The organism is Saccharothrix sp. ST-888 (assembly GCF_000955975.1).
In the GTDB taxonomy this organism is placed as follows: Bacteria; Actinomycetota; Actinomycetes; order Streptomycetales; family Streptomycetaceae; genus Kitasatospora.
Window position 1 is genome coordinate 1 of sequence record NZ_JYJF01000598.1, and the last position, 353, is coordinate 353.

General features: G+C 70.8%; 1 pseudogene. It reads right to left on the reverse strand.

Features of this window, described 5'->3' with window-relative positions:
- Nucleotides 1–353: pseudogene (locus UK12_RS42165) on the reverse strand (Fe-S oxidoreductase); the annotation flags it as partial.

Here is a 353-nt window from a genome sequence, read left to right on the forward strand (position 1 = left end):
CTTCGGCGGTGCCGACCAGCGGGCGCCCGCCCTCGGCGACGGCCGCCGCGGGGACACCGGCGAGCTGCTCGGACGTGGCCTGCTCGCTGCCCTCCATGTCCTTGCCGCCACCGCCCAGCAGGTACGGCGCCTTGTCGAAGGCGTGCCCCCGCAGGACCCTGATTAGCAGCTCCGGGGAGAGCGGCTTGGCGGTGTTCCAGGCCGGGCACTGCGACTGGCAGCGGCCGCACTCGGTGAAGGTGGAGAAGTCGAGGATGCCCTTCCAGGAGAAGTGCTCGACCTGGAAGGCACCGAAGAAGGCGTCCTCGGCAGGGTGCTCGAATTCGACTGGCTGGCGGCCGTTGGTCATCGGG